This is a genomic window from Acaryochloris sp. IP29b_bin.148, from assembly GCF_028285565.1.
In the GTDB taxonomy this organism is placed as follows: Bacteria; Cyanobacteriota; Cyanobacteriia; order Thermosynechococcales; family Thermosynechococcaceae; genus Acaryochloris.
The window spans coordinates 21,533-40,874 of record NZ_JANQOY010000151.1 but is presented as its reverse complement, the minus strand read 5'-3'; the positions used below and the strand labels follow the sequence as shown (position 1 = coordinate 40,874).

The following is a 19,342-nucleotide window of genomic DNA, read 5'->3' as shown; positions in this document are numbered from 1 at the left end:
AAACTGCTCATCCGTGAGTTTGGTAATTGGGCTGAAGTCAATGGTATAGGCAGTCACGACATTATCCCCATTACTAAATCACACATTCATCTGTTGCTTGAGAATCAATGCTTGCAACTCTATTACTCGTATCATCAGCATTTTGCAAGCATGTTACTTTTGACTTTTTCAGCAAGCCCTAACTATTCCGATGCTCTAATCCTTAGAATCATTCGTGCGGTGGTAGGTTCTTGTAAACTGAATATCGGGCGTTTTTGGAGGTTCTGGGCTATTTTTCTTGGCTTCAGAAGCGTTCGCTTTTGAGGTTTGTGCATTACTAGTGCTGGGATCATTATTGGACATGAAAGATGAACCAACGAGGAAAAGCTACTCTCAAATCGTAAAACTTATTTTTGAAGATGCCCAGGAATCTATCAAGTCCCTTGACAGCAATATCAATAATCTCAACACCAAACTTAGTGCAATTGTGGGGTTTGGGGTTGTTCTGATCAAATCTGCGGGCAATTTGTCTGATCAGTCTCTTGAAATAACTGGCTCAGAATGGAGTGGCCTACTTTCATGCTACTCCTGTTCAGTTCTTAAAGCATTAACCTTAATTCTACTGGTTATTTCTACAGTGCTTAGTGTTAGAGCACTACTGCCTAGAAAAGAGGACGGTAAAGATCAAATTATTTCTCCCGCAGAGCAAGTTGAAAAATGCTTGGAGCTTTCAGAGGATGAATATAGGCTGCTCTTCATAAAAGAGTACGACCAAGCGATTGAAAGTTTGGTTAAACGAAGAGACTGGAAGGCAAAGCAATTGAACTGGTCTGGAGAGGCTCTCGTCGCTGCTGCTACTCTATCAGCTCTGGATCTTTTGCTCGCATTATCTCTGAAATAGTCTACTTCTTTGGCTAGATGGCTATACCTTACACATTATGTGAATGTCGCTATTGGCAAGTAGTTCAGAGTATTAGACGTGTTCACGTATAGGGTATTCTGAATCGAATCGACTATAGCGACCAAGAAATGGGTTCAATGCCGTTTTTCTGCAAATATGCATTGGCTTTAGAAAAATGCTGGTTGCCAAAGAAGCCCCGATGCGCGGATAGCGGTGATGGATGGGGCGAGGTCAGGACCAGATGTCGCCTGCGATCAATAATTTTTCCTTTTTGCTGGGCATAGCTACCCCACAGCAAAAATATGAGATGTTCGCGTTGTTGGTTTAAGGCACTGATAATAGCATCTGTAAATTGCTCCCAACCTTTGCCCCGATGCGAAGCAGCTTTATGCCGTTCCACGGTTAGAACGCTGTTAAGCAATAGCACGCCTTGGTCTGCCCAGCTTTGTAGACAACCGTGTCTGGGTGGTTTAATGCCCAGATCTTGTTCAATTTCTTTGAAAATATTGACCAGAGAAGGGGGTGGCGCAACGCCCTCTGGAACAGAAAAGCATAAACCATGGGCTTGCCTGGGACCGTGATAGGGGTCTTGACCGAGAATCACAACCTTAACTTGGTCAAAGGGGGTGCTGTCCATGGCATTGAACATCAGTGAGCCACGGGGATAAATCGTTTTGCCAGCAGCCTTCTCCGCCTTGAGAAACTGTTTCAGCTCCAGCATATAGGGAGTGGCAAAGACATCCTCCAGCACTGCTTTCCAGCTTGGTTCAAGTTTAATCGTGCTACTAGGAGTGGGGGTGGCTTCTGTGGTCATGGGAGAAACTGCGATTTTAAAGAGAAACGTTGGGGAAGACAGGTTTGCCTGGGCGTATCGTCAAGTTGAACACTTCATCTGAGCCATGAGCAACTATATGCAATTTAAAGCCTTAAAACCCACCTTACCCTGAGCAGTTATCTCTTTTTTCTCAACTTAAGTTTCTGAGGTTTGAGGTTTCTCCAAGATTGCCAGCGCGATTCCTCCCAGAATGGCACAGGACGCAACTACTAGACGCACAGTTAGATTTTCACTGAGAAAAAGAATCCCGCCTACAGCGGCAATAACGGGAACACTAAGTTGGACCGTCGCCGCAGATGTTGCCGTCAAATCTTTTAGAGCCGTGTACCAAATGGTATACCCCAACCCCGAAGTGACAGCACCCGCAGCAACTGCATATAAACAGCCAGCCAGGGTTAACGATGTTTCAGAAACCATCGACAGACTGAGTCCCACCGTAAAAGGGACTGCTCTTAAAAAGTTGCCAGCCGTCATTCCTATGGGGTTACTAGCCGTTTTACCCCGCAAAGAATAAATCCCCCAGGCCACACCCGCAGCCATCATCAGACCAGAACTCAGTAGCGGGGGAGCCGAGAGGCCCGGTAGCAGAAACCCCACCAGACCCACCAGCGCCAAAATGAAACCAGCAATTTGCTGTTTTTTTAAGCGTTCTCCAGTCCAAAATCCATACCCCATCATGGTGACCTGTACTGCCCCAAAAAGCAGCAAAGCCCCCGTCCCCGCAGAGAGCTTGATATAAGCAAACGAAAAGCCTGCTGCATAGATAAACAGTGCCAAAGCAGAAGACCAACTGCCTTCAGTTTTATGGCCTCTACCCTTCATTTGCGTGATCACCCCCAGCATCATCACGCCAGAGACAATCCGAATCGATGTAAAGGTCGCTGCATCAATAGGCGTTTCTCTAAGCGCTAGCCTGCACAGAATAGAATTCCCGGCAAAGGCAAGCATGGCGAGTAAAGTCAGGGGCAAGCTCCGTGGATGGGACATCCCATCAATCCTCAGCGATCTTTAAAACGCTACTGCATTCAATCTTATGGAAGCAATCTACCGGGGGCCATCGGTAACAGCGACTGTTGATATAACCTGCGGGCAGTAAGCTGGTTCTTTTTTAAAGTTAGACTGGTTGAGTCCTCGTTTCCACTCAAAGTTTAGATGATTAACCCAGACGACCTGACCACCATGATTCAAGCGGGTTTACCTGAGGCTGAAGTGTTTGTCCAGGATCTGACTGGAGGAGGAGATCATTATCAAGCAACGGTCATTTCTGCTGAGTTTGAAGGCAAAAGCCTCGTTCAACAACATCAGCTTGTCTATCGCTCAGTTAACTCAGTGATGGCAAGTGAGCAGTTACATGCCTTAGCCTTGAAAACCTTTACACCTGAAAAGTGGCAAACCCATCAAGCAGAGACTGCGTAGCTGTTTTCTTGATACCCTGATGTTGAGGCCCACCTCAATTCACGACATCTTCAGTTAGTATAAATTTTTAGGATTACGCTATGACACCCGAATTGAAAGAACGACTTGATAATTTAGTTCAGGCTAATAAAATCCTCATCTTTATGAAGGGCTCCAAATTGATGCCGCAGTGTGGATTTTCCAACAATGCCGTTCAAATTCTCAATAGCCTTGGCGTACCTTATGAAACGATTGATGTGTTAGAAGACTACGATATCCGTCAAGGCATCAAAGAGTATTCAAACTGGCCGACCATTCCTCAAGTTTATATTAATGGGGAGTTTGTGGGCGGCTCTGACGTTCTTATTGAGCTGTATCAACAAGGTGAGTTGCAGCAGTTAGTTGAGGTTGCCCTTGCCTCGTAACGTGTTGCTGCCTAACGCCTTGAACAAGGCTCTGGCTTAACCCATTGCGGGAAAATCATCGAGATAATCACTCACATCAGCATCCGGCAAAACAAGTGTCGCCCGTTCGCTGGCAACAGGGCGGTTTGATGGCTCCGTGGCCGGTTGCTGAGGCAAATCATTTTGCTGCCCACCTTCGTCAATAGGCCCAGATCCGGCTTGAGTCATTAATGTCTTTAATAGTTTTCGACTTAACTCCAGAAAGGAGGAAGACTGATCCTGTGGCGAGGTACGCTCTGGCAAAATCACCTTTTGCATTAAATATTCAATGGTTTCTTCTTTCACCCATCCTCTACGGACCAAAACTTCTCCCAGACGCATACCCGTAATTTGCTGATCAGCGAGGGCAACTTCTATTTGGGCTGCGGTTAGTAATCCAGCTTCCATCAAGTAATTTCCCAGTTTCTTGCTGTCGGTAAAGTTCTTTTGATTGGAAGTGCTGTTGATAGTTGCTGTTGGAATCAGCTGACTGGGATCATCCTTCCACCCACATTCTTGACAGTCCCAATAGACGGGGGGAGGGTCTTGCTGAATATAAGGGCTGCCACACTGAGGGCAATGTCCCGTAAAAAAGGGATGATCCTTTAATACTTTCAGATCCTCCAAGCTGCTCATATGAAGTAAGACTTCAGCTACGGAAGAACGCTGAGAGGAGCGCCCTTGAGGGGCTTGATTTTGATCATTCGTAGCGTTCGGCGTGGAGGGAGTCGCAACGCTCAAACTGAACTCATGAATTAAACTGGCTGTCTTCTTCCCAGGGTGGGGGTTGTATATTTTGACAGAAGTAAAGCCTGCTGGGTTAAGCATCAGCAATTGATCGCGCAGGGTTTGGATCAAAGCGGACTGTTGAGCTTTTTGCGGGGTGTGTAAGAGAATTTGTAAACAATCTCCCTTATGCTTCACTTTAATGTGAGCCCCTTTGGGCATCAGGTGGCGATTGAGGACGACTGCAATTGCTTGTTGATTTCCTTGCTGAGCGAGTTTTTGAATCTTTGTTTGATCAACATCCACCACAAATCTTTACCCTAGTTTTGCTGTGCGCACCTATTCTTATCCTACCCATTACAGGATGTGAAATATCGTAGCTCTTGAAATATCATCAATATGATGGGACATTGTTGTCGAATTTTAGGTTTGTTGCTCTCAGAAGCCAGCTCTTTAATTTTCGTCTGCTACCCTAGCAAACAATAATCAACATCCATCAATTGCAGCCAATGCTGACATCTATTGTATAACTGGGCTCTCAGTCTACTTTAGATTATCAACCATAACGGCAGTCTCGACGACACTAGTTTGATGATTAAAACCTTGTGCTTTGCTTCTCAGCTAGCGACCGATCTCTTTAGCTGTGATAATAATTGTAGTTTTTCTTCTTGCCCTAATTGTGAATAACCTGCGTACTGTTTCCGATACTAAGCGATCCTTCTATTCTATCCATACCCGTCCTGTGAACTCTGTCTATCGGAGAGTTGTGGAAGAGTTGATGGTGGAAATGCACCTGCTGCGGGTTAATGAAGATTTTCGCTACGACCCGATTTTTGCCCTGGGCGTTGTCACTTCCTTTGATCGCTTTATGGATGGGTACCAGCCTGAAAACGATAAGGAACCGATCTTTACCGCCATTTGCCAAGCTCAGGATGCTGATCCGACTCAGATGAGAAAAGATAGTCAGCGCTTGCAAGAGCTAGCCCAATCCAAGTCTGCCCAAGAGATGTTGGAATGGATTACCCAAGCGGCGAATTCGGGTGGAGATGAGCTGCAATGGCAGCTACGTAATATTGCTCAAAATGCAAAGTTCAAATATAGCCGCCTGTTTGCGATTGGGTTGTTTACCCTTCTGGAGTTGAGTGAGGGGAATGTGACCCAAGATGAGGAATCTTTAGCAGAGTTCCTCCCTAATATTTGCACCGTCCTCAATCTTTCTGAAAGTAAGCTGCAAAAGGATCTAGAGATCTATCGAGGGAATTTGGACAAGATTACTCAAGTCCGTCAGGCTATGGATGATATTTTAGAAGCCCAACGCAAGCGCAGGCAGACCGATGAGGCTGCCCAAACAGACTCAACTGACGATACAAGTGATACAAGCACCCCGGATTCTGAATCGGCGTCTGAGGTCTCTAGCTAATCGTGTTATGTTTCTGTTGTCTTAATTGAGGATGAGCATGAGCGCATCTGTCAGTCTGATCCCGGCCCAAAGTTATGATCAACGCCCATTACGGGCATCTTTGGATGCAGTACTAAGACCTTGGGGAGGGATGAGCGCGTTTGTAAAACCGGGCGATCGCGTTTTACTCAAGCCGAATTTACTCACGGGTTCTCGTCCGGGCAAGGAATGCACCACGCGCCCGGAAGTCGTGGCAGCTGTTGCAGAGCAGGTGATGGCAGCGGGTGGACAACCTTTTATGGGCGATAGTCCTGCCTTTGGTAGTGCCAAGGGGGTGGCTAAGGCCAACGGGTATTTGCCGATGCTGGAAAGGCTACAGATTCCCATTGTGGATCTCCACGGTGGGCGTTATCCCACGGAAAGCGAGACCTTTGACCACTTGCGTCTCTCTAAAGAGGCGATGGAAGCGGATGTGATTATTAACCTGCCCAAGGTGAAGTCCCATGTGCAGTTAACCATGACCCTGGGGGTCAAAAACTTGTTTGGATGTGTGCCAGGCAAGATGAAAGCCTGGTGGCATATGGAAGCCGGTAAAGACGTCAATCGGTTTGGGGAAATGCTGGTGGAAACCGCCCGCACCTTGGCCCCTAATTTGACCCTTTTAGATGGCATTATTGCTCATGAAAGGAATGGTCCCAGTGGCGGTGATCCCAGGCCCTTAGGTCTACTGGCTGCTGCTACTGATGTGTTTGCATTAGACCGGGTGATGCTAGAGATTTTGCAAGTGGATCCGGAACAGGTCCCGACCACGGCTGCTGCCCACCGTCTCGGTTATTGCCCGAACTGGCAGGATATCGAGTTTCCCCTGCACCATCCCCAAGAGATGATGGTAGCTGATTGGCGATTGCCTGATAATTTGATGCCCATTGATTTTGGCGCGCCTCGGGTCTTGCGATCCACCTTCAAGCATTTCTATATTCGCTGGATTAAAGAACCAATGACGGCTTATGCTCAGCGATAAACGTCGGTTGCTGTTACGGTTTGTCGTACTTTGATGCGGACCCGTTGGTTAGAGACGGTCAAACATCATCGAGCCATTGGAGTGATTCGGGCACCGGATTGGTCCCTGGGGCTCTGTATGGCTAGAGCGATTGCCCAGGCGGGTATGTCGCTGATCGAAATTGCCTGGAATAGCGATCAGCCTGCCACCCTGGTGACGCAGCTGCGTCAGGAGCTACCGAATTGTCATATTGGGGTGGGTACCATTCTCACCGTCAACCAACTGCACTTAGCTGTTGAAGCAGGGGCTCAGTTCTGTTTTTGCCCCCATGTCAATGTCGATCTGATCCAAGCGGCCTTGGCCGCTAAGGTTGCCATTATTCCGGGCGCTTTAACGCCTACAGAAATTATGGCGGCTTGGCACGCAGGGGCCAGTAGTGTCAAAATCTTTCCCGTCGCCCAGGTGGGGGGGAGCCAGTATATTCAAAGTCTACAGGGTCCCATCGGTCATATTCCGATGATTCCGACGGGAGGAATCTCCTTAGACAATGCTCCAGCCATGATCACGGCTGGAGCTATTGGTGTGGGGCTATCCAGCTTTTTATTCCCCAAGCGGGCGCTAGCCATGGGCAATTGGTTGGAAGTCTCTTATCGCGCCGAAACGCTGCTGACTCGGTTACAAACAGCGCATTTTAGCCCTTAGTTCTGGGGCCTTAGTTCTGGCGATGCTGAGGTGGAATGATGGGAGGTTGGTTACAATGGCGGGGGGACGCTACTGTGGGGATAGTCGTGTTGATACTGGGGAGCTGAGACATGATGGCCAAAGCAGAGCTATTAGCTGCGATCGCAGGGACCAATCGGGGCGTGATTACCACAGAAGCCGATCGCAGTTTGGTCTTAGAGAAGGTTGTCCAGTTAGAAGTTCAAAATCCAACGCCCCAGCCTCTGAGTGAGCGAGATCGATTAAGTGGGGTCTGGCGGCTGATCTACACCACAAGTCAAGATCTCTTAGGACTAGCCCGACTCCCCATGGCGCCAGCGGGACCCATTTACCAGTGTATTCGGGGTCAAGAGTTGAGACTTTATAATGTCCTAGAGTTACAGGGCATCCCTTTTTTAGAGGGCGTTGTCTGTGTTGGGGCTCGACTCATTCCCGTATCGGAGCGACGGGTTCAGGTGAACTTTGAACGTTCTATTTTAGGTGTGAAAGGATTAATGAATTATTCCTCTCTCGATACCTTAATTTCTCGCTTGGAAACCCAAGGCCCTGTGGCCGCCCTAAATATCCCGCTGAATGCAGAGCGATCGGTGGGCTGGCTAGAGACCACCTATTTAGATGAGGACATGCGGATTGGCCGGGGTAATAATGATAGCCTCTTTGTGTTAACGAGAGTCTAAAGGTTTAGAATGCCTCAACCCACTTTATATGTGGCCATTACCAATCATGGGTTTGGTCATGCCACACGTACTGCTGCCGTCTTAGCAGAGATTCAGCGCTTAGTTCCAGATATTTTGCTAATTGTGGTCACCAGCGCCCCTCGGTGGCTGATTGAGTCTTATATTTCGGGAGACTTTATCTATCGCTCTCGGGTCTTGGATGTGGGAGTGGTGCAGAGTGACGGCCTCAGCATGAACATACCGGCCACCTTGACTCAGCTGCAGGACATTCGCACCTATCAGCAACGCCTGGTTGCCACCGAAGTCGACTATATCAAACAGGTGGGTGCCCAACTGATCTTGGCCGATATCCCCCCCCTTGCCAGTGTGATTGCCGAGGCCGCGGGCATTCCCTGTTGGATGGCCAGTAACTTTGGCTGGGATTTAATCTATCAGCAGTGGGGAGAAGACTTCGCCGAGATTGTGGATTGGGTGACCGACTGTTTTCACAAATGCGATCGCCTGTTTCGGCTACCCTTCCACACCCCCATGCCAGCTTTTCATAACATTACAGACGTGGGTCTAACCGGTGCTTCTCCCCGGTTCACTCCCCTCGAACTCCGCCGCCAGTTTGGCATCGAGGCTGACCCGGGAAAAACAGTTCTCTTAAGTTTTGGCGGCTTAGGCTTAGCTAAAATTCCCTATCGCAATCTTCAACGATTTCCTGATTGGCAATTTATTACCTTTGATCGCCTAGCACCTGACACCTTTCCCAACCTCGTGAAGGTCACAGATACCAACTATCGCCCCGTCGATCTGATGCCGCTGTGTGGCCGGATTATTAGTAAACCAGGCTATGGCACCTTTTCTGAAGCCTGTTTGCTGGACATCCCCGTTATTTCGATTCCTCGGTCTGACTTTGCAGAAGCCCAATACTTATTGTCAGGTCTACAAGACCACAACCCCCATTATTTGCTAGCAGACCAGGAGTTTACCGAAAGTCATTGGGAGTTTTTATTTCAACCGCTTACCCCGCCTCGAACAGAGCAGCCTCTACCGAAAGACGGCAACCTGACGATTGCTCGGGCGGTGATGAAATACCTAGACCAGGCATAAGGCCAGCTTCAGATTAGATGTTTGAGACGACGCAGCCGATCCGAGTAGCTTCGCATCACCTCAATGGCGAACATGGGCGTATTTTGGATGGCGAATAGAAACCGTTCTTGATTTAAATACACCAGGCTACAGTCGCTTCGAGCAATCGCCGTCGAGGCCCGAATCCCAGAGGGCTGAACAAGTGCCCCTTCTCCAAACACATCACCCACGTGAATCGTTTCGACCACCTTGTCCTTGACGACTAAATCCACTTCTCCGGTCAAAAGTCCATACATGACTTCTCCTGTTTCACCCTCAACAAAGATGGTTTCACCTGTTTTTTTGAACAGGGGAGCGTCGGCTTTGTGAAATATGCTAACGGTTCTTGCAGGATTTGCCATATAACGAGTCAGCCCTAACGGTTATTTCAAGGGTACGCGATTCATTCTAAATATGCTGCCCCATTCTTCTGTATGATTACATAAATTTATTTCACCGAATGAATCAATATAGCGTCTGATATTGGGCAATCGCATCGCTTCGGTGCGATGTGCCCACCTCCCACTTGCTAGAGGTGGGAGCAGCACAACGCTTCTGTCTCTGGTTCTCAAACGATTGGTATGGGTAGCTTACAACCGCTCAAGTTCTTTAGGCTTCCACCCTCAAAATGGCCATACATCACTGCTATAGACCTCTATGATGATGATGCTATGTCTACAGTAGTGGATGGGCATACTCAAGATAGTTTTCAATTGTGAAAACTAGGATGTTGATTGTCGTTACGGCGAGGTCAACCCAACTGCTAGTGATGATTTGGACCCCATGCTGATGCGGTCATTTGGTCAGACGTTATCTCTATAAACTGATGCAATACCCCTTAACCTTAAAATTTAAATTTTTTGCCCTTGCCCCTCAGATCTTTGTCAACGATAAGACGGGCAATCTCGTTTTCTATGTGAAGCAAAAGCTCTTTAAGCTGAAAGAGCAAATTACCGTCTGTGCAGATGAGGCTCAAACCCAGCAGTTATATAGCATCAGTGCTGATCGCATTATTGATTTCTCGGCACGGTATCATTTTCGAGATCGCACCGGTCAGGAACTGGGCTCCGTGAAACGCAAGGGCATGAAGTCGCTTTGGAAGGCCCATTATGATATCGCGGCAGGGCAGTCAGAAATGCCCGTATTGACCATCCATGAAGAAAATCCCTGGGTTAAAATCATGGATGCGCTATTTGCTGAGATTCCTATTATCGGCATGTTTACGGGCTATGTGTTCAATCCCACCTATCTTGTCACCCGTCCTGACGGCAATGTGGTGATGCACTTTAGTAAAGTCCCTGCCTTCCTTTCTCGGATTTTTACGATTAAACAAGTCGATCAGATGACAGAAGACGAGCAGCAGCTTGCCGTCTTGAGCTTGCTGATGATGATTTTGCTAGAGCGGCACCGCGGTTAGAACAGAGGATTCAGTGGAACTCAGCGTCCCAAACCCCGATATAAATGCGATCTTTCTCGTTACGCTGAATCATTCCTTTGAGCTTACCCACTCGAAACTGATATTCCTGGGCCTGGCGGTAGTAAATCAGAGCCAGTTGCTGGGTCACCGTCGCTGGAGGACGGCTCTTTAGCATTCCCTGCAGTGTCTGGTGGAGGGGTGTTAGCCCTGCGGATTGGGCAAAGGCTGCTTCAGTTTGCCGAATCCGTTGGGTCTTGACATCCAGCAAAAAGCCAAAGTCTGTTTGGTAAGGTTGGATATTTTTGTACAACACCCCATAGCTATTGGGCCAGTATCCCGGACTTTTCACGGTGGGAGGACCTAAGGCAGCTTGGATCTCTGCTTCCGTGACGCCGATACTAAAGATAGGCAGGCGATGGGGCATCAAAACAGCTTTACCAGAGGGGCTGGGTATCGTCGATGGCTGGGCCGGACGATTAGCCTGGAATGTTGCGGAGGGGGTGCTCCTCAATCGTTGTTCTGTTGAAACCGAGCCTTCTGCGTCCAGAATTTGCTCAGTTTGGGGTTGAGGAGGGCTAGAAAGGACCCAAATCATTGCCCCAAGTCCCAATCCCCCCAGTAGCAGAGCTCCCAGAAGTTGCCCAAGGCTGTAGCGGGCAAGCAGCTCAGATTCAGCGTCTTCGTCAGCATAAAGGTCATCAATGTTGGGGGTCCAGCCTGCTGAGGTCTCTTCCTCCGTGTGCAGCGGATCTAAAATGCTGGAGATTTGTTGTTCCAGCCAAGTCTGGTCAAAGACCCATCGATAAATTTGATTGGCGATTTTCACCTGCAGACCGTCCTGAGTCAGCAGTCCCAATCGCAGCAATTCGGCTTCTTCGTCTCCGTTAGTCGCCTGGGCTTGCAGCTGATACCAAATGACTTGGTAATAGGTTAATAGATCGATGGGATCACAGTTCGAATTCTGGAGGATTTGTGTTTCTAAACGCTTCAAGTGCTTCCTGACAAATCCCGTGCGCCAGTTTTGAATCATATGTTTTTGGACCAGCTGCTCGATGATAACGGCTTCTTCCCCAGCGGGAATAAACGCGCCCATGCGCACGAGATGGGCCACTTTTTGGCTCAATAGCGGCTGATTATTCGTCCAATCAAGAATCGCTTCTAAGATGCGATAGGGGTAGGCCCCGGCTTTACTGAGATTGAGAAATTGCAACCGAATCGTGTCATAGGGATGGAGGGTTTGTCGTTCTCGCTGAATCCATTCTGGGTTTAGGACAGACCGAAATAAGGGATGGGCAATCACTAAGACTTGATCGTGAAGGGTCACGAGTCCCAGATTAAGCAGGGTGGTTTGTTCTAAGGTGCCGGTAAAGGGGATTTCATAATAGGTCAGGATTTGCTCATATAGGTGGAGAAGCGCGTAGGGATTGGCCTGCTCGTTCTCTAGTAAATAGTCCCGCAGATGTTGCCAATATTCAGGGGTGTCGAAGTTGATCGCTTGATCGGTCTCGACTTGCTGCAGCTGGGGATTGTCCTGGAGATGGAGGTGGGTGAGAAAAAAGTTGATGGTTTGGAGTTTGACCCAACCATTGGCAACGGCGAGGACACCAAAACGGAGTTGGGTTTGGTCTTGCTGCTTGAGCAGATAGCCAATCTGAGCATCGGTCAGTAAATGGGCTTGGCGGAAATATTGCCCGAGGGGCATCAGATCGGGATCGTGATAGAGGATGGGCCAGGCTTCGGCAAAAAAGTGGGTGGTCGGTGCTTGGATCCAGCCATGTTCACAGAGGAGGTCGCCGAAACGGCGTTGATGGATGGCTTGCTCTTGCAGCGCCAGGTTGACTTGGGCAGCGGAAATTAATCCGGCCTGTTGGAGAACAGCTCCAAGCGGTTTCGTGGGAGAGGCTAAAGTCATGGAAAGGATCAGCGGAGGGGGTGTTAATCCACTTTTTGGATTTTATGCCGCTAAATCTATGGAACACACTCTGACTATGGTCTCATGATTGATGTTGAGACACAGCATCATTTTTGCTATCTCAATCTTAAATGTGAATTTTCAATCCGTTATTGCCAAACTCCACGATTTTTGGAGGATTCTCAATACAATTTTTCCCATCCAATCCTAACGGTTGCCAAGTTAAGCGATATTGTCGTGAGCATGGACGTCGCCACAGAACAATGCCATGTACTAGCGCCGAGACTCAGGACAGTTCTAAAGGGCCAAATACTCCGTATAGCCGATTGCAGATATTTAGACCGACCAGAATCAAAAGACTGAACATCGCTCATATTCTTATGCATATAATATATGCATGGAAGTTGAATGGGATCCGAATAAGGCCGCTATCAATCAGCAAAAACATGGCGTGCGCTTTGCTGATGCTGAGGCAGTTCTATTTGACCCCAATGCACTTTCTTTCGAAGATATGGCGGCTCAAGGTGAGCAACGGTTCGTGGTGATTGGCATGGATCATCTCTGGCGATTGCTAGTGGTGGTCTATACCTATCGAGACAATCGTATTCGCCTGATTTCTGCCCGTTCTGCAACGCGCTCGGAGAGACGGAACTATGAAAGCGGAATATGATTTCAGTCAAGCCCAACGAGGAGCGGTGATTCCTCAAAGCGGTAAAACTCGGATCACAATTTATATCGATGACGATGTGTTAGCAACATTTCGCGAACGAAGTGAAGCAGCTGGTAAAGGCTATCAAACCATGATGAATGAAGCTTTACGACAGTATTTAGGCAAAGAGCAGCAGCCTCTAGACGCAGAAACGCTCCGCCGAATTATTCAAGAAGAGCTTCGTGCAGCGAAATAGCCGCAGGCTTGTCTTTCTTTAGATGAGATCTGAAGGTTAATGCCCCAAACCGTCACCCTTTATTCTTTCTACTCATTATCTTTAAAAAACAATTAAAATCCCTGACTTTTGCTGATTCCATTTCTGAAGTGAAGGGCTGAACCGGATCAAAATGCCATCAGCCTCGTAGACTAGGTAATTGGAACCCATCTCGAAGTAGGTCAAGTGCTGTGAACTTCCAATCCGTTATTGCCAAACTCCACGACTTTTGGAGCGATCGCGGTTGTCTCATCGTCCAGCCCTATGACATCGAAAAAGGGGCAGGCACCAAAAGCCCCCATACCTTTTTGCGATCCTTAGGACCCGAACCCTGGGCTGTCGCCTATGTCGAACCCTGCCGCCGCCCTGCCGATGGTCGCTATGGCGAAAACCCCAATCGATATCAGTACTACTACCAGTACCAAGTTCTGATCAAGCCTTCCCCCGATGATATCCAAGATATTTATCTCGACTCCCTGCGAGTTCTGGGCATTCAGCCCGAAGATCACGATATTCGCTTCGTCGAAGACAACTGGGAAGATGCTGCCGTCGGCGCTTGGGGCGTCGGTTGGGAAGTGTGGCTAGATGGCATGGAAGTGACTCAGTTTACCTACTTCCAGCAGTGTGGGGGACTTGAATGTCGACCCGTATCCATTGAACTCACCTATGGTCTAGAGCGGTTGACAATGTATTTACAAGAAATCGATTCATTCGCAAAAATCGATTGGAACGGCACCCTTACCTATGGCGATGTCCATCTGCAAGGGGAAATCGAACAATCCACCTATAATTTCGAAGCCTCTAACCCAGAACTGCTGTTTCAGCTCTTTAGTTTGTATGAGCAAGAAGCCCTGCAATTGATTGAGAGAAAGCTTGTATTACCGGGGTTAGACTATGTGCTCAAATGCTCTCATACCTTTAACCTTTTAGATGCCAGAGGCGTGATTTCCGTCACCGAGCGGACTCGCTATATTGGCCGCATTCGCCAAATGGCCCGCCAAGTCGCTCAACTTTACCTCCAACAACGTGAAGAATTAGGATTTCCTTTACTGAAATCACAACCGGTCTCCTAAAATTCGGTAAGCACAGGAGGAACCCTCTCTGTTCATTTGTGATATCGATCGTGGAGGCAGATTTTGAGTCTAGGGAAATGGATTGGCTTAGTTGTCTTCTTGGTGTCTCTCTATATTCTGTGGGAAATCCGCCAAGTTTTGCTGTTAGGGTTCACCGCAGTTGTACTGGCCTCTGCACTCAACGGTCTGGTCCGTCAGCTCACGAAGCGGGGGTTAAGTCGGGGGCTAGCGGTTGCCTTAGCCATCTTTTCCATTATGGGTGTCGCCTGTTTGATTGGCCTCTTAGTGATCCCTCCCTTTGTCACTCAAGCTCAGCAGCTCCTTGAGCTGGCTCCCCGCAGCTTGACTCGGATCGAAGAATTAATTGACGAAGCTCAAGGCACAGGCTTAGCCTTAGGTTTGCCCAGTGCTGGCATTGAAATTCCGATCGACTCCCTCATTGAGAACATCCGAGAAAAAATTCCTGATGTTGCGGAAAGTGCCCTCAATAACTTTTTTGCCTTATTTTCCAACTCACTGTTGGTGGCTCTGAATATTCTCCTGATTTTGGTATTGACCATTATGTTTTTGGTCGATCCCGATCAATATCGACGCATCTTTATCCGCCTATTCCCCTCCTTTTATCGGCGACGAGTCGACCACATCCTGGGACTCTGTGATACCGCCTTAGACAACTGGATTGTGGGCATCTTGTTCAATATGACCGTGATTGCGGTTTTTAGCGGTCTAGGTCTGTGGTTTTTAGGGGTTAAACTGGTGCTCGCCAATGCCCTGATTGCGGGCCTACTAGAAGCGATTCCCAATATTGGACCGACGTTGAGTCTGATTCCACCAATGGCCATTGCACTATTGGATTCGCCCTGGAAGGCGGTGGCCGTACTGATTCTCTATATTCTGATTCAGCAATTGGAGCAATATTTGCTGGTGCCAGCGGTGATGGCTAAACAGCTCTCCCTGGCGCCAGCCGTTACCTTACTGTCTCAAATCGTGTTTGCTCTTTTCTTTGGCTTTTTAGGATTGCTTTTGGCCCTGCCACTGATGGTGATCGGCCAAATTTGGGTAAAAGAGGTACTCGTCAAAGATATTTTGGATCGCTGGGGTAACGATCGCTCTGCGCCTTATCCCTCCTTTGCACCAGATGTTGTCGCCCTTGCCGATGGCCCCACCCAGTTGTCATCGGATTTACCAACTGTAATGCCGGAGGAGGAAGAATCCAGCTAGAATCGATCAGCATTATGGCTCAGTCAGTCTTGGAAATCCAACCATGAGTTTAAATTTAGTTAGCCTAGTGGGTCGTGCAGGCATGGACCCAGATGTTAAGTATTTTGAGTCCGGCAGCGTCGTTTGCAATGTCACCTTAGCGGTCAACCGTCGCTCCCGTGATGATCAGCCTGACTGGTTTAGTTTAGAAATCTGGGGCAAAACAGCCGAAATTGCCGCCAGCTATGTGCGCAAAGGCAGCCTGATTGGCGTGACGGGGGCCTTGAAGTTTGATCGTTGGCAGGATCGCAATACGGGTGCGAATCGATCACGCCCAGTGATTCGAGTGGATCGCTTGGACTTACTGGGATCTAAACGGGATAGCGATCCCAATGCAGTAAGTACCTATGAAGATGAATTTTAGGGCGATGCCGCTCGTTGATCCGGCAAGATTTCCGGGGGAGTGCCTGGGCTGGGGATCATGAATCGTAATATTTCAACTTAAAAATTGGGGAAAAGCAGGATTTTAAGCCATCCAGTTCGGCTCTACAGTATGATGATGTACTGCAGGGCCGAGTACATTCATGTTGGGAACCACATTAGCTGATCGCTACAAAATTACCAAAGCGCTCGGCAGTGGTGGATTTAGTAAAACCTTTATTGCAACGGATACCCAGCATCCTGGCAAGCGTCGCTGTATTGTCAAAAAGCTGCAGCCCGAGTCCGATGATTTGTTTACGGTGAAAACCTCTCGCCGTCTGTTTGCCACAGAAGTCAAAGTCCTCAGGCGCCTGGGGAGCTATGACCAAATCCCCCAGCTATTCGACGATTTTGAAGAAGATCAAGATTTCTTTCTGGTTGAACAATATATTGAAGGCACCAATCTGAAGCGAGAATTTGGCTGGCGGCGCTGGTCAGAGGCGAAGCTGATTGCCTTTTTGCAGGATGTGTTGACCACCTTGGCCTATGTCCATCAGCGTCGAGTCATTCATCGGGATATTAAGCCTGCCAACCTGATTCGACGCAAGAAAGATAAAAAAGTCGTTTTGATTGACTTTGGCTCGGTAAAAAATAAGCGTCGGATTGCCCAGACCGTTGTCATTGGTACCGATGGCTATATGCCCAGCGAGCAGTCCATTGGCCGTCCCAACTTTAGTAGCGATGTTTATGCCGTCGGTATCATTGCCATTCAAGCCCTAACGGGAATGGATCCGACGAAAGGAAAGCTGTCCTTTGATCCGAAAACAGGCGAAATTGCTTGGCGACGATATATCTCAATTAATCCCTTACTAGGGGAAATTATCGATAAGATGGTCCGTTATGACTTCCGCCAACGCTATCCCTCAGCCGTGGAAGCCTTAGCAGACGTGAATGAACTGGTGGCGGAAGTCCCTTCCATCGAACGACGCCAGATGCTGCAAACGGCGGCCTCTTGGGGCGTTGGCATGCTCGGTGTGGGGTTGGCCTATGGTGCCTTTACCCAAAAATGGCTGTTCCCCAGCGCTAATACCTTTATTAAGCAGCTATTTGGGCAGGCTGACCTGGATTCTGAGGAAAAATCCTGAGATTTTGGGGCATGACCGATAGGCTGACGGCGGTGCCGATGGGTAAGGCAGCGGAGGAGGCCGAGCGGGCATGTAGCTCTTGGCCTGACTGGGTTTTTAGGCAGTACCGATATTCCCGTCCTAAAAATTGGCGATCGCGAATAATGGTCGAGGCTGTGCGATCGGGCTGAAGGATTAAGTCTTCCTGGCGAATCATCACCACTGCAGGGCTGTCCTCAGTGGCAGGCAGATCTTCTCTCTCGCTGGCTGCAAAACATCCCACTTCGGTTTGCCAGGCATTCCCGAGGCGGCGAGCCTCCAGAAAATTGGCCTGGGTCACAAATTCTGCCACAAATTGAGATTGGGGATCTTGGTAAATCTCTTCTGGCGTGCCGATTTGTTCTAGGCAACCTTGGCGCATCACGGCCACTTGATCTGCGATCGCAAGGGCTTCTTCTTGGTCATGGGTGACGAAGACCGCCGTGGTCCCCGCTGTTTTGAGAATATCTCGCAGCTCCTGTCGGAGACGCAGTCTAACTTGCACATCTAAATTACTGAGGGGTTCGTCTAAGAGGACCAACTGGGGCTGTGGGGCTAAGGCGCGCGCTAAGGCCACCCGCTGTTGTTGTCCCCCAGACAGTTCATGGGGATACCGATCTTCCATGCCTAGCAGCCCGACCAACCGCAACACGTCGGTTTGGCGTTGTCGCTGCGCTTCAGTTGATATCTTTTGGGTTTGCTGCAACCCAAAGGTGACATTCTTGGCCACCGTTAAATGGGGAAACAAGGCAAAATCTTGAAAGACCATGCCAATCATGCGTTGCTCTGGTGACGTCCACTGCCGAGCCCCCGCAATTAACTGACCATTGAGTCTTAACACCCCTTCCTCTGCCTGTTCAAAGCCAGCAATTAAGCGCAGTAACGTCGTTTTGCCACAGCCCGACGGCCCCAACAACCCTAAGATGGTCCCTTGTGGCAATTGCAGAGAGATCCGATGGACCGCAGCAGGGGCATGAGCACTATAGCGCTTGGTCAAATTGTCTAACTGTAAGATAAAGGGCTCAGCCATAGCAGACGCAGGGACAGAGGTTGAAAGGGAAGACAAAGGCTGCTTTAAGGGCATAAACTATTGGACATTCTAAAAGGGTCACACCGTTCAGGCAGCATAGGGTTGATTGCCGATTGCATGGCATCTGCAAACGTCAAAGGGTAGCTGGTTTGGCTCCTGCAATCTCCCCAGTCTCTACTACGGTAGATGGGTGAGTTTCTCCTATTCTCTATGCAGACGTAGGGTTTCTGCAACTAATTCTTATTAAGTTAGGCCCATGCGTGTGTCATCCTGTGAGAAGCTGCAACGGATCAGCCGCAGAGACAAGGGAGGCACCATACCCGAATTTTGCGGATATATCTCCCGCAGTGAGCAACAATTTGACCTATCCTGACCATCGGTGTTGCCCCCCATTTCGCTAAGCATGAAAATGCCCATTGCTGAGAGGACAGCCAGCCCCCTACAATCTCAAGCAGGATATTACTGAGGGGGAGCGCCTATTTCTCTCTTGAGATGAGTTTAGGGCTGCTAAGGGCTAGGCCTGATCGAGATCGGTAACCTAACATACAAGTGCTCTATCCAAAAGATGATGAGATTTCCATAAAGTTTCTTTCGTTTACATCCGATCCTTCATACCATTGATATTGTCTCGAAGTTTGGAGCAAAGACCTTGAAAAAAGTTGAAGCAATCATTCGCCCCTTTAAATTAGATGAAGTTAAAATTGCCTTGGTCAATGCTGGGGTTGTGGGCATGACCGTCTCTGAGGTCCGAGGCTTTGGTCGCCAGAAAGGACAAACTGAACGTTATAGAGGCTCCGAGTATACCGTTGAGTTTTTGCAAAAGCTCAAGGTGGAAATTGTGGTGGAAGATAACCAAGCCGATATGGTCGTTGACAAGATTGTGAATGCGGCCCGCACCGGCGAAATTGGTGATGGCAAAATCTTTATTAGTCCTGTGGATCAAATTGTGCGGATTCGCACGGGCGAAAAAGATTTCGAAGCCGTCTAGGCTGCCGCTCGTTTCTTGTCCAACGCTA

General features: G+C 48.7%; 23 protein-coding genes. 17 read left to right on the top strand and 6 right to left on the bottom strand.

Features of this window, described 5'->3' with window-relative positions:
- Both Q0986_RS14470 and Q0986_RS14465 read left to right on the top strand, forming a co-directional pair.
- Positions 1–303: hypothetical protein (locus tag Q0986_RS14470; protein WP_299411510.1), on the top strand; the 303-nt coding region annotated here is incomplete at its 5' end.
- Complete coding sequence (locus tag Q0986_RS14465) at positions 278–880, top strand: hypothetical protein (protein ID WP_299411508.1); 603 nt, start codon at positions 278–280, stop codon at positions 878–880. The genes Q0986_RS14470 and Q0986_RS14465, both read left to right, overlap by 26 nt.
- A 112-nt stretch (positions 881–992) precedes the next feature.
- Here Q0986_RS14465 and ung read toward each other — a convergent pair whose 3' ends face one another.
- On the bottom strand, positions 993–1,694 hold the full coding sequence (gene ung / locus Q0986_RS14460; RefSeq protein WP_299411505.1) for a uracil-DNA glycosylase: 702 nt from the start codon (positions 1,692–1,694) through the stop codon (positions 993–995).
- Positions 1,695–1,850: 156 nt separating this feature from the next.
- Positions 1,851–2,702 (bottom strand): DMT family transporter, encoded by an 852-nt coding sequence (locus Q0986_RS14455; protein WP_299411503.1) that lies wholly within the window; start codon positions 2,700–2,702, stop codon positions 1,851–1,853.
- 165 nt (positions 2,703–2,867) lie between these two features.
- Between Q0986_RS14455 and Q0986_RS14450 the strand changes: the two genes are divergently transcribed.
- Positions 2,868–3,131, top strand: a complete 264-nt coding sequence (locus Q0986_RS14450) for a BolA/IbaG family iron-sulfur metabolism protein (RefSeq protein WP_299411501.1) — start codon at positions 2,868–2,870, stop codon at positions 3,129–3,131.
- Positions 3,132–3,211: 80 nt separating this feature from the next.
- The gene (gene grxD, locus Q0986_RS14445) at positions 3,212–3,535 is read left to right on the top strand and encodes a Grx4 family monothiol glutaredoxin (protein WP_299411499.1); all 324 of its coding nucleotides are present in this window, start codon (positions 3,212–3,214) and stop codon (positions 3,533–3,535) included.
- Positions 3,536–3,571: 36 nt separating this feature from the next.
- Here the strand turns inward: grxD and Q0986_RS14440 are convergent, their stop codons facing one another.
- Positions 3,572–4,585, bottom strand: coding sequence for a hypothetical protein (locus tag Q0986_RS14440; RefSeq protein ID WP_299411495.1), 1,014 nt, complete (start codon positions 4,583–4,585; stop codon positions 3,572–3,574).
- A gap of 373 nt (positions 4,586–4,958) precedes the next feature.
- Here Q0986_RS14440 and psb29 point away from each other — a divergent pair, with 373 nt between their 5' ends.
- The 5 genes from psb29 (at position 4,959) to Q0986_RS14415 (ending at position 9,170) form a co-directional block, all read left to right on the top strand.
- Positions 4,959–5,699 carry a photosystem II biogenesis protein Psp29 gene (gene psb29, locus Q0986_RS14435; protein ID WP_299411493.1) on the top strand — a complete coding sequence of 247 codons (741 nt, stop codon included), beginning with the start codon at positions 4,959–4,961 and terminating at the stop codon, positions 5,697–5,699.
- Between the two features lie 37 nt (positions 5,700–5,736).
- A complete protein-coding gene (locus Q0986_RS14430) occupies positions 5,737–6,699 on the top strand; it encodes a DUF362 domain-containing protein (RefSeq protein ID WP_299411491.1) in 963 nt (320 codons plus the stop codon).
- 33 nt (positions 6,700–6,732) lie between these two features.
- Positions 6,733–7,380: a bifunctional 4-hydroxy-2-oxoglutarate aldolase/2-dehydro-3-deoxy-phosphogluconate aldolase gene (locus Q0986_RS14425; protein WP_299411489.1), complete on the top strand. Its 648-nt coding sequence runs from the start codon at positions 6,733–6,735 to the stop codon at positions 7,378–7,380.
- A 110-nt stretch (positions 7,381–7,490) separates the two neighbouring features.
- Positions 7,491–8,075, top strand: a complete 585-nt coding sequence (locus Q0986_RS14420) for a PAP/fibrillin family protein (protein WP_299411487.1) — start codon at positions 7,491–7,493, stop codon at positions 8,073–8,075.
- 9 nt (positions 8,076–8,084) lie between these two features.
- The gene (locus Q0986_RS14415) at positions 8,085–9,170 is read left to right on the top strand and encodes a glycosyl transferase (RefSeq protein ID WP_299411486.1); all 1,086 of its coding nucleotides are present in this window, start codon (positions 8,085–8,087) and stop codon (positions 9,168–9,170) included.
- An 8-nt stretch (positions 9,171–9,178) separates the two neighbouring features.
- Here the strand turns inward: Q0986_RS14415 and Q0986_RS14410 are convergent, their stop codons facing one another.
- A complete protein-coding gene (locus Q0986_RS14410; RefSeq protein ID WP_299411485.1) occupies positions 9,179–9,550 on the bottom strand; it encodes a Crp/Fnr family transcriptional regulator in 372 nt (123 codons plus the stop codon).
- Between the two features lie 464 nt (positions 9,551–10,014).
- Between Q0986_RS14410 and Q0986_RS14405 the strand changes: the two genes are divergently transcribed.
- Positions 10,015–10,605 (top strand): hypothetical protein, encoded by a 591-nt coding sequence (locus Q0986_RS14405; RefSeq protein WP_299411483.1) that lies wholly within the window; start codon positions 10,015–10,017, stop codon positions 10,603–10,605.
- Between the two features lie 10 nt (positions 10,606–10,615).
- On the opposite strand, the gene Q0986_RS14400 is transcribed toward Q0986_RS14405, so the two are convergent.
- Entirely contained in the window at positions 10,616–12,517 is a 1,902-nt protein-coding gene (locus Q0986_RS14400) for a hypothetical protein (protein ID WP_299411481.1), read from the bottom strand.
- A gap of 397 nt (positions 12,518–12,914) precedes the next feature.
- On the opposite strand from Q0986_RS14400, the gene Q0986_RS14395 reads away from it, so the two are divergent.
- The 6 genes from Q0986_RS14395 to Q0986_RS14370 all read left to right on the top strand — a co-directional run bounded on the left by Q0986_RS14395 (position 12,915) and on the right by Q0986_RS14370 (position 17,278).
- Positions 12,915–13,187 carry a BrnT family toxin gene (locus Q0986_RS14395; protein WP_299411479.1) on the top strand — a complete coding sequence of 91 codons (273 nt, stop codon included), beginning with the start codon at positions 12,915–12,917 and terminating at the stop codon, positions 13,185–13,187.
- Complete coding sequence (locus Q0986_RS14390; RefSeq protein WP_299411477.1) at positions 13,171–13,422, top strand: BrnA antitoxin family protein; 252 nt, start codon at positions 13,171–13,173, stop codon at positions 13,420–13,422. Before Q0986_RS14395 ends, Q0986_RS14390 begins: the two co-directional genes overlap by 17 nt.
- 209 nt (positions 13,423–13,631) lie before the next feature.
- Positions 13,632–14,513 (top strand): glycine--tRNA ligase subunit alpha, encoded by an 882-nt coding sequence (gene glyQ, locus Q0986_RS14385; protein ID WP_299411475.1) that lies wholly within the window; start codon positions 13,632–13,634, stop codon positions 14,511–14,513.
- Between the two features lie 63 nt (positions 14,514–14,576).
- Positions 14,577–15,734 (top strand): AI-2E family transporter, encoded by a 1,158-nt coding sequence (locus tag Q0986_RS14380; RefSeq protein ID WP_299411473.1) that lies wholly within the window; start codon positions 14,577–14,579, stop codon positions 15,732–15,734.
- Positions 15,735–15,777: 43 nt separating this feature from the next.
- Positions 15,778–16,137, top strand: coding sequence for a single-stranded DNA-binding protein (locus Q0986_RS14375; RefSeq protein ID WP_299411471.1), 360 nt, complete (start codon positions 15,778–15,780; stop codon positions 16,135–16,137).
- 160 nt (positions 16,138–16,297) lie between these two features.
- Positions 16,298–17,278, top strand: a complete 981-nt coding sequence (locus tag Q0986_RS14370) for a serine/threonine-protein kinase (protein WP_299411469.1) — start codon at positions 16,298–16,300, stop codon at positions 17,276–17,278.
- Here the strand turns inward: Q0986_RS14370 and Q0986_RS14365 are convergent.
- Positions 17,229–18,326 carry an ABC transporter ATP-binding protein gene (locus Q0986_RS14365; protein ID WP_299411512.1) on the bottom strand — a complete coding sequence of 366 codons (1,098 nt, stop codon included), beginning with the start codon at positions 18,324–18,326 and terminating at the stop codon, positions 17,229–17,231. The two genes, Q0986_RS14370 and Q0986_RS14365, sit on opposite strands and share 50 nt — an antisense overlap.
- A 649-nt stretch (positions 18,327–18,975) precedes the next feature.
- Between Q0986_RS14365 and Q0986_RS14360 the strand changes: the two genes are divergently transcribed.
- Positions 18,976–19,314, top strand: a complete 339-nt coding sequence (locus tag Q0986_RS14360; protein ID WP_299411468.1) for a P-II family nitrogen regulator — start codon at positions 18,976–18,978, stop codon at positions 19,312–19,314.
- Positions 19,315–19,342: the final 28 nt, after the last annotated feature.